An 8,409-nucleotide genomic window follows, 5' to 3' on the forward strand; every position below is an offset into this window, starting at 1 on the left:
ACCGAACTCACGAACGATCCTAGCAGGGTTACGACGTTTTTGCGAAGTGCGCGCCGGTTTTGACGGGAGATTTTACGCAGCGATTGCGACGTAGCGTCAATCTGGGACTGCAGACCATCTGCCTCCTCTCCCGTTTCAAAAGGATCGCTTCCATGCCCCGTCCCATTTCAGAACCCTTCTCCATTGCCCGCCCCTCGCACGGGATTGGTGCCGCGGCCCTCGGCGCGCTGGCCGCGGTCCTGCGCCGCGACGCCCGGTGGCGCGAGACCCGCCGGATCGAGAAACTGACCGACGCGCAGCGCGACGACATGGGCCTGCCGCATCCGATGCCGCAGCCGCGCCGGATCGAGCCACAGGGTTGGTGAGCCCGTCGCTCGTGTCGCGCCAGCCGTTCAGGCCAGCAAAGACAAGAAGAAGGCGGGGCGCCCGTTTCCGGGGCCCCGCCTTTCTGATGTCATAAATACAGGTGCGCCTCTCTATATGGAGAGTGGCGCCCGGGCCTCAGCGACGACGGTCGCGGCGCGAGGACATCGGCTGGAAGGCCACGCCCACATGAGCCTCGCAGTAGGGCTTGCCCTGCTGCACCGGCAAACCGCAGAACCAGAAGTCCTCGGTGGCGGGGTCGCCCACCGGCCATTTGCAGGTGCGCTCGGTCAGTTCCATCAGCGTGAGCTTCTTCGCCTTCTTCTCGACCTCGCTCACCTTGGCGAGCGCCTCGGGCGAGATCTCGTTGGCAGAGGGCTGCGGCGGCAGCGGCTGGCCGGCGGGGATGATCTGCTTGCGCGCCGGCGTCGGCACCGGGCGGGTTTCGGCAACGCTCGCCGCGGCGGTCTCGCGCGGCTTGGCCTCCGGCTCGGGCTCTGCGGGCTTGGGTGCCGGCTTGGCCTTGGCCTCCTTGACGGGCTTCGCTTCCTTCGCCGGTGCTGCCGCCGCCGGTGCGGGGCCCGATCCGGTACGGTTCGACAGCCCCAGGCGGTGAACCTTGCCGATCACGGCATTGCGGGTCACCCCGCCGAGCTCCTTGGCGATCTGGCTGGCAGACTGGCCTTCCGCCCACATCTTCTTCAGCAGCTCGACGCGTTCATCGGTCCAGGACATGGTGCTTCCTTAGTGAAAAAGGCGGCCCGGCATCGGGGCCGCCTGGAAAATCCGCGGATGGCCCTATTGTAGTCATCGCACTGCGAGTTACAAGCCAAGCCCGCATAGGAAGGGATCCCACATGACCGACATCTCACGCAAAGGTCCGGGCGAGCGTCGTTTCGGCGCGGTGAACTGGCTCGGGCTGTTCACGCTTTGCCGCCGCGAGGTGCTGCGCTTCGCCAATGTCTGGACCCAGACCCTGCTGGCGCCGCTGGTGACGGCCGGCCTGTTCCTGCTCATCTTCACCATCGCCATCGGCCCGCGTCGCGGAGACGTGATGGGGGTGCCTTTCACCAGCTTCATCGCGCCGGGCATCCTGATGATGACGGTGATCCAGAACGCCTTCGCCAACACCTCGTCCTCGATCGTGATCTCGAAGGTGCAGGGCAACATCGTCGACACGCTGATGCCGCCGCTCGCCCCGTTCGAGCTGGTGCTCGGCTACCTCGCCGGCGGCGTGGCGCGCGGACTCATGGTCGCGGTGGCGATCACCCTCGGGCTCTGGCTGATCACCGGCCTCTTCCCGGCGCACCCGCTGGTGCTGCTGGTCTTCGCAACGCTGGGCGCGGCATTCCTGTCGTCGCTCGGGATGCTGGCGGGGCTCTGGGCCAACAAGTTCGACCAGATGGCGGCGATCACCAACTTCATCGTGACCCCGCTCGCATTCCTGTCGGGCACCTTCTACTCGGTCGAGGCGCTGCCGCCGGTGCTCTATTCCATCACCCACTTCAACCCGGTGTTCTACCTGATCGACGGCGCCCGCTTCGGGATGCTGGGGGTCAGCGACGCGAATCCGGTGCTCGGCTTCGCGGTGGCAGTGGCGGCGACAGCGGCAGTGATGCTGGCGGCGTGGTCGCTGTTCCGGACGGGCTGGCGGCTGAAGGCGTGACGGCCCCGGCGGGTCTCAGCAGGGCCTCGCGCCAGGCCAGAAGGCCCGCGCCCGCCACGATGATCGCCGCGCCCAGCACCGAGATGCCGTCGGGCACGACGCCAAAGATCGCCATGTCGTAGAGCGCCGAGAAGCCCAGCGTGGCATACCAGAAGGGCGACACGAAGCTCGTGTCCGCCCGCCGGATCGCCTGGATGAAGCAGCTCTGCGCGCCGGCCATCAGCACCCCGATGCGGGCCAGCGCCGCCCATTGCGCCGGAGTCGGCACCTTCCAGAACCAGAGCGCCGCCAAAGTCGCGATGCCCGCGCCGATAGGGTTGTTGACCAGCAGGATCTGGAACGCGCCCTCGCGGCCGCTCAGCCGCTTGATGACCACCAGCTCGGTCCCGAGGCAGATCGCAGCCCCCACCGCGAGCAGCGCCGCCGGCTGGAACGCGTCGGGCGTCGGGGCGCAGCACCATGGCTCCGAAGAGCGCGATCATCCATGGCTCAGCAGAGCGCGAGCCGGCGTGGCGTGGCAAGCGGCCATGCTGCGCGCGGTGGAACCGTTCAGACGCGGCGGAGAAGCTGGCGGAGAATCGGTTGCCGGCGCGGCCTGTCGCTCAGTGAGGTCAGCAGCTTGGACAGCTCGGGTTCATGCACGCGCTTGGCGGCGCCCTTGGGTGAGAACCACTTGCGCTTGCGCTCGTGCCGTTCCTTCCAGCTGCGCTTCAGCTTCTCGACGATCATCGGATAGACCTGCACCCGGCAGGGCATCACCGAGCCGTCGTCGAGCCGCTTGTCGTAGACGAAACTGCCGATCGCCTCCCGGCTGATGTAGCCCACGGCCCCGGCCTCTTCCACCGCCTCGATGGCGGCAGCGTCCCATGGCTTGCGGCCGTTCATCTCCCAGCCCTTGGGCATCACCCAGCGGCCGGTGTCCCGCGACGTGACCATCAGGACCTTGAGATTGCCTTTCTTGTCCCAGTGGATGGGCAGGGCTGCGATCTGCTCGCCGTAGCTGCTCATCTCACGAGACCCGCAAATCGCGTATCATCGGGTATCACTAATCCTCACACGTAATGAACGTATGACGGTTTCGCGAAAAGTCCTGATAATCTCTTAACGCGGGCCCGGACACAGCAGCGCGCCGCCCGAGGGTCGGACGGCGCGCCTGAGGATCGTCAAGGGGGATCAGCGGACCGGCTGGTCGCCGTTGCAGTCGGCCTCGTCCACGATCCGAGAGTCGGTTCTCAGCTCGAACCACATGGCGTTCAGCACCGCGAAGAGCGCCGCCAGCGGCAGACCGAGAAGCCAGGCAAAATACCACATCGTGTCAGTCCTTTCTCAATAGACGCTCTCGGAGTTCGCGGTCACGTCGTCTTCGGTGACCTTGCCCCAGAGCACTTTGTAGACCCACGCCGTGTACATGAGGATGAGCGGCATGAAGATCAGGGCGGCCACCAGCATGACGAACAGCGTCAGGTGCGAGGACGAGCTGTCCCAGACCGTGAGCGAGCTGTTCGGGTCGACGATCGAGGGCAGGATGAACGGGAACATGGTCAGGCCCACGCTCGCGATGATCCCGGTGATGGCGAGCTTGGACCAGAGCAGAGTCGAGACCTCGTGCCCCTCGCGCAGCCCGCGGACCGCCATGGCGATGCCGGCAAAGCCCATGAGCGGCGCAATCGCGATCCACGGACGCTCGGCATAGGCCGCAAGCCACGAGCCGCCGCGTGTCACCTCGGAATAGAGCGGATTCGACGGCCCGTCCTTGGCGACCTCGCCCACGACGGCGAAACCGTCGACGCCGAAGGCCAGCCAGAGCCCCGCCAGCGCATAGGCCGCGGCCGCGACCATGCCCGCCACGGTGCCGATGGTCCGCGCACGGATCTGCACCATGCCCTCGGTCTTCAGGGTCAGCCAGGCGGCGCCGTGCATTATCAGCATCGACAGCGAGACCACGCCCGACAGGATCGCGAAGGGCCGCAGCAGTCCGAGGAACTTGCCGTAGAAGGTGCCGTCGTACATCGGCATCAGGTCCTCGGTCAGGTGGAAGGGCACGCCCAGCAGCACGTTGCCCACCGCCACGCCGAACAGCAGCGCCGGTGCCGCGCCGCCCACGAAGAGCGCCCAGTCCCAGCCTCTCCGCCACGCCGCGCTGTCGCGCTTGGAGCGGTACTTGAACCCCACCGGCCGCAGGATCAGCGCCGCGAGCACCGCGAACATCGCGAGATAGAAGCCCGAGAAGCTGACCGCGTAGAGCGGCGGCCACGCGGCGAAGATCGCCCCGCCGCCGAGGATGAACCAGACCTGGTTGCCTTCCCAGACCGGGCCGATGGTGTTGATGACCACGCGGCGCTCGGTGTCGGTCTTGCCGACGAAGGGCAGCAGGGCGCCCACGCCCATGTCGAAGCCGTCGGTCAGCGCGAAGCCGATCAGCAGCACGCCGAGCAGCCCCCACCAGATCACGCGCAGCAATTCGAAACTCAGAAGATCATGCAGGATCATGTGCCTCACTCCGCCGGGTTGGGTGCAAACGGGCCCTTGCCGTCATGGGTGCGCAGCCGGTGTTCGTGGCGCTCGGTCCACGTCTCGGTCTCGTCGACGTCCATGTAGGGTCCCTTGCGGATGTACTTGAGCATCAGGCTCATCTCGATGACGAAGAGCACCGTGTAGAAGATCACGAAGCCCGCCAGGGTGATGAGAAGGTCGCCGACGCTCAGGTGACTTGCCGAGAGCGCCGTGGGGAGCACCCCGTCGACGGTCCACGGCTGGCGCCCGAACTCGGCCACGAACCAGCCCAGCTCGGCGGCGATCCACGGCGCGGGAATGATGATCACCGCGAGCCGCAGCGCCCAGCGCGGGTACTGCCCGCCCCGGAAATTGCCGGTCACGAAGAAGTAGATCATCACCGCGATGAAGGCAAAGCCGAGACCCACCATCAGGCGGAAAGCCCAGAACAGCGGGGCAACGCCGGGGATCGTGTCCGCGGCCGCCTGCACGATCTGTGCCTCGGTGGCGTCGCGCGGATCGTCGACGTAGCGCTTCAGCAGGAAGGCGAAGCCAAGGTCGGCCGAATGCTCCTCGAAGGTCGCGCGGACCTCGGCGGGCGTGGCGTCGCGCTCGGCCCGGATGGTCATCAGCGCGTCATAGGCGATGATGCCCGAACGTACCCGCGCATCGGCCTCGGCCACGAGATCGTTGATGCCGGGGATCTCGGTGTCCAGCGAGCGGGTGCCGATCAGCCCCATGACCCAGGGGATCTCGATGGCGTAGTGGGTCTCGCGCGCTTCCTTGTCCGGGAAGCCGATGGCGGTGAACGGCGCGGGGGCCGGGTGGGTCTCCCACATGGCCTCGATGGCCGCGAGTTTCATCTTCTGGGTGTGCGAGGCCGAGTAGCCGGACTCGTCGCCCAGCACCACGACCGAGAGCGCCGCGGCAAGGCCGAAGCTCGACGCGACCGCGATGGAGCGCCGGGCAAGTTCCACGTGGCGGCCCTTCAGCAGGTACCACGCCGAGACGCCAAGCACGAAGACCGACGCGGTGACGTAGCCCGCCGAGACCGTGTGCACGAACTTGGCCTGCGCCACCTCGTTGAACATGACCTCGAAAAAGCTGGTCATCTCCATGCGCATGGTGTCGGGATTGAACGCCGCGCCGACCGGGTTCTGCATCCAGCCGTTGGCGATCAGGATCCACAGCGCCGAAAAGTTCGAGCCCAGCGCCACGAGCCACGCCACGATCATGTGCGCGACCTTGCTGAGCTTGTCCCAGCCGAAGAAGAACAGCCCGACGAAGGTGGCCTCGAGGAAGAAGGCCATCAGCCCTTCGATCGCCAGCGGCGCTCCGAAGATGTCGCCGACGTAGTGGCTGTAGTAGCTCCAGTTCATACCGAACTGAAATTCCATGGTGATGCCGGTCGCGACGCCCAGCACGAAGTTGATACCGAACAGGGTGCCCCAGAACTTGGTCATCTGGCGCCAGATCGGACGGTTCGTCATCACGTAGACCGTCTCCATGATCGCCACGAGGATCGACAGACCCAGCGTGAGCGGCACGAAGAGGAAGTGATACATCGCGGTCATCGCGAACTGCAGCCGCGACAACTCGACGATATCGAGTTCCATGTTTCCGTCTCCTTGGTTGCGTGACATGGCACCCGCGGTCAGAGGGGAGACCTTCCGCGAGCGATAAGATATGTCACAGATTCATATTCAAGCGTGTGAATCGCCCGCACTTTCAATGCGATACGGTTCAGAAAAATGTCCTTTTCAGACTCGGCTTTCGCCCCCTGCTACACCCTGAGCCCGGCACCAGTCTTGATCTGGATCAAAATATCAGACCTCTGGAATATATCTTTCGAGTTCCAGAACCCGGTCCGCCGACTCAAGCTCCGCCGCCCGGTGCGAGGCGGTGACGATCGCCGTGTCTGGAAGGAATTCCCTCGCGCCTGCAAGCACTTGCCGTGCAGTCGGCCCGTCGAGCCCCTCGGTCGGTTCGTCCAGCAGCAGCAGCTTCGGACGACGCAACAGGGCCCGTGCAAGGACAAGACGTCGCGCCTGCCCGCCCGAGAGCCCGGCGCCCCCCTCACCCAGTTGTGACCCGATCCCGCCACGCGCCTCGACCGCGTCCCCGAGCGCCACGGCGCGCAGGACGGCGCGGGCGGCCTCCGGGGTCAGCCCCGGATCGGCGAGCGCGAGATTGTCGAAGATGCTGCCCGACAGAAGTGCCGAGCGTTGCGGCACCAGCGTCACGACATCGCGCAGCGCCGCGGGCTCCCATTCGGAGAGCGGCTTGCCCAGCAGCAGCACCTCGCCGGCCGTAGCCGGTTCGAGCCCCGCGAGCACGTCGAGCAGCGTGCTCTTGCCCGCACCGCTCGCGCCGCGGATCGCCAGCGTCTCGCCGGGCATGGCCGCGAAACCGAGGTCGTGCAGCAGCAGCCGCGACCAGCCCGGCCGGGCCAGCGACAGGTGCCGGACCTCGAGCACGGCGCCGGGAACCGCCGCCTGTGCCGGGCCCTTGCGCTCGGGCCTTGCCGCGACCTGCGGCTCGGCCAGCACCCGGGCGGCGGCGTCGCGCATCCGCCCGATCTCGGCCATGCCACGACGCAGCGGCACCAGCGTCTCGGCCAGCGCGAGCGCCACGAAGACCCCCACCGCCGCCAGCGCCGGGTCGAGGTTGTCGCCCGCGACCAGAACACCCGCCAGCGCAAAGGCCACGGCGGCGACCAGCGCCACGATGACCGACAGCACCATGCCCGCGCCGGTGTCGATGGCATCGAGTCGGTCCATGGCGGCGCGGGCCTCGGCCTCGGTGGCGTCGAGCGACGCCCGCCAGCGCGGCAGCGTGCCTTGCAGGATCGCCTCGCGACGGCCCCGGAACAGCCCGATGGCTCCCTGCCGCAGGGTCTGCATCGCCGCCTCGGCGCGGCTCGACGGCTCGAGCGTCGCGCGCCCCACCCGCCACAGCACCACGCCGCCGCCGATCAGGTAGCCGAGCGCAATGGAGGCGGCGATCGCGTGCGAGGTCAGCGCCCAGAGCGCCACGAAAGCCGCGGCATGGGTGATCAGCGCCGCCGCCACCGGCAGCGCCAGCCGCAGCACGACCCCGTCGAGCGCATCCACGTCCGCAGTGATCCGCGTCAGTGCCGCGGCACCGCGCATCCGGCGCAGCTCGGGCATTGGGAAACGCTCGAGTCGGGCCAGCAGCGTCACCCGCAGCCGCGCCAGCGCGCGCAGCGTCGCATCATGGGTCAGCAGCCGCTCGCCGTAGCGGGCGGCGGCCCGGCCGAGCGCCAGCATCCGGACCCCCGCCGAGGGCCGGAACACGTCGAAGGCGATGCCGATGCCCGCGAGGCCGGCCATGCCGGTCGCGGTGATGAACCACCCGGAAAGGCCGAGCAGCGCCGCGCCCATCACCAGCACCGTCACCGCCAGCACCGCACCGCGCCACATGGCGCGCGGCTCGGCGGTCCAGAGCAGCCGCAGGATCTGCCAGAGCTGTCTCATGCCACGCCCTCCCCCACAGGTACGATCCGTCCCATCGCCGCCGCCAGCGCCGGGTCGTGGGTTGCGACGATCACCGTCCGCCCCCCTTTGGCGAGCGCCACCAGCGCCTCGGTGATCGCGGCCCCGTTGGCCGCATCCAGATCCGCCGTCGGCTCGTCGGCAAGGATCACGTCGGCACCGCTCAGGAAGGCCCGCGCGATCAGCAGCCGCCGTGCCTCCCCGCCCGAGACCCCGGCGCCGGTCTCGCCCAGCACCGTCTCGAGCCCCTCGGGCAGCGCCGCGACGATGCCCTCGGCCCGGGCATCGCGCAGCGCGGCATTGAGGTCGGCGCCGCCATCATGCGGGTCGAGAAAGCGCCTCAGCGTCATGTCGGGCACGTGCACGCTTTGC

General features: G+C 67.8%; 10 protein-coding genes. 2 read left to right on the forward strand and 8 right to left on the reverse strand.

What is annotated here, in order from left to right; all coding sequences use genetic code 11:
• Nucleotides 1-152: 152 nt before the first annotated feature.
• On the forward strand, nt 153-365 hold the full coding sequence (locus HC022_RS13780; protein ID WP_167452827.1) for a hypothetical protein: 213 nt from the start codon (nt 153-155) through the stop codon (nt 363-365).
• A gap of 136 nt (nt 366-501) precedes the next feature.
• Here HC022_RS13780 and HC022_RS13785 read toward each other — a convergent pair whose 3' ends face one another.
• Nucleotides 502-1,098, reverse strand: coding sequence for a GcrA family cell cycle regulator (locus HC022_RS13785; RefSeq protein ID WP_008887292.1), 597 nt, complete (start codon nt 1,096-1,098; stop codon nt 502-504).
• A 121-nt stretch (nt 1,099-1,219) separates the two neighbouring features.
• On the opposite strand from HC022_RS13785, the gene HC022_RS13790 reads away from it, so the two are divergent.
• Nucleotides 1,220-2,029, forward strand: a complete 810-nt coding sequence (locus HC022_RS13790) for an ABC transporter permease (RefSeq protein WP_008887194.1) — start codon at nt 1,220-1,222, stop codon at nt 2,027-2,029.
• Here the strand turns inward: HC022_RS13790 and HC022_RS13795 are convergent.
• From HC022_RS13795 to HC022_RS13825, 7 genes are all read right to left on the reverse strand, one after another.
• Entirely contained in the window at nt 1,920-2,438 is a 519-nt protein-coding gene (locus tag HC022_RS13795) for an EamA family transporter (RefSeq protein WP_368484667.1), read from the reverse strand. The two genes, HC022_RS13790 and HC022_RS13795, sit on opposite strands and share 110 nt — an antisense overlap.
• A gap of 140 nt (nt 2,439-2,578) precedes the next feature.
• Nucleotides 2,579-3,037 carry an NUDIX hydrolase gene (locus HC022_RS13800; protein ID WP_089963991.1) on the reverse strand — a complete coding sequence of 153 codons (459 nt, stop codon included), beginning with the start codon at nt 3,035-3,037 and terminating at the stop codon, nt 2,579-2,581.
• A gap of 165 nt (nt 3,038-3,202) precedes the next feature.
• Nucleotides 3,203-3,340: a cytochrome bd-I oxidase subunit CydX gene (gene cydX, locus HC022_RS13805; RefSeq protein ID WP_008886675.1), complete on the reverse strand. Its 138-nt coding sequence runs from the start codon at nt 3,338-3,340 to the stop codon at nt 3,203-3,205.
• Nucleotides 3,341-3,355: 15 nt separating this feature from the next.
• Nucleotides 3,356-4,519 (reverse strand): cytochrome d ubiquinol oxidase subunit II, encoded by a 1,164-nt coding sequence (cydB, locus tag HC022_RS13810; RefSeq protein WP_167452828.1) that lies wholly within the window; start codon nt 4,517-4,519, stop codon nt 3,356-3,358.
• A 5-nt stretch (nt 4,520-4,524) separates the two neighbouring features.
• Entirely contained in the window at nt 4,525-6,138 is a 1,614-nt protein-coding gene (locus HC022_RS13815; protein ID WP_167452829.1) for a cytochrome ubiquinol oxidase subunit I, read from the reverse strand.
• A gap of 210 nt (nt 6,139-6,348) precedes the next feature.
• A complete protein-coding gene (locus tag HC022_RS13820) occupies nt 6,349-8,019 on the reverse strand; it encodes an amino acid ABC transporter ATP-binding/permease protein (RefSeq protein WP_167452830.1) in 1,671 nt (556 codons plus the stop codon).
• A partial coding sequence (locus HC022_RS13825; RefSeq protein WP_167452831.1) for an ATP-binding cassette domain-containing protein occupies nt 8,016-8,409 on the reverse strand: 394 nt, incomplete at its 5' end. The genes HC022_RS13825 and HC022_RS13820, both read right to left, overlap by 4 nt.

This window comes from Salipiger sp. HF18 (assembly GCF_011806505.1).
GTDB lineage: Bacteria > Pseudomonadota > Alphaproteobacteria > Rhodobacterales > Rhodobacteraceae > Salipiger > Salipiger thiooxidans.

Coding starts and splice junctions, on each gene's coding strand:
- HC022_RS13780 (WP_167452827.1), top strand. CDS start 153: ATGCCCCGTCCCATTTCAGAACCCTTCTCCATTGCCCGCCCCTCGCAC.
- HC022_RS13785 (WP_008887292.1), bottom strand. CDS start 1,098: ATGTCCTGGACCGATGAACGCGTCGAGCTGCTGAAGAAGATGTGGGCG.
- HC022_RS13790 (WP_008887194.1), top strand. CDS start 1,220: ATGACCGACATCTCACGCAAAGGTCCGGGCGAGCGTCGTTTCGGCGCG.
- HC022_RS13800 (WP_089963991.1), bottom strand. CDS start 3,037: ATGAGCAGCTACGGCGAGCAGATCGCAGCCCTGCCCATCCACTGGGAC.
- cydX (WP_008886675.1), bottom strand. CDS start 3,340: ATGTGGTATTTTGCCTGGCTTCTCGGTCTGCCGCTGGCGGCGCTCTTC.
- cydB (WP_167452828.1), bottom strand. CDS start 4,519: ATGATCCTGCATGATCTTCTGAGTTTCGAATTGCTGCGCGTGATCTGG.
- HC022_RS13815 (WP_167452829.1), bottom strand. CDS start 6,138: ATGGAACTCGATATCGTCGAGTTGTCGCGGCTGCAGTTCGCGATGACC.
- HC022_RS13820 (WP_167452830.1), bottom strand. CDS start 8,019: ATGAGACAGCTCTGGCAGATCCTGCGGCTGCTCTGGACCGCCGAGCCG.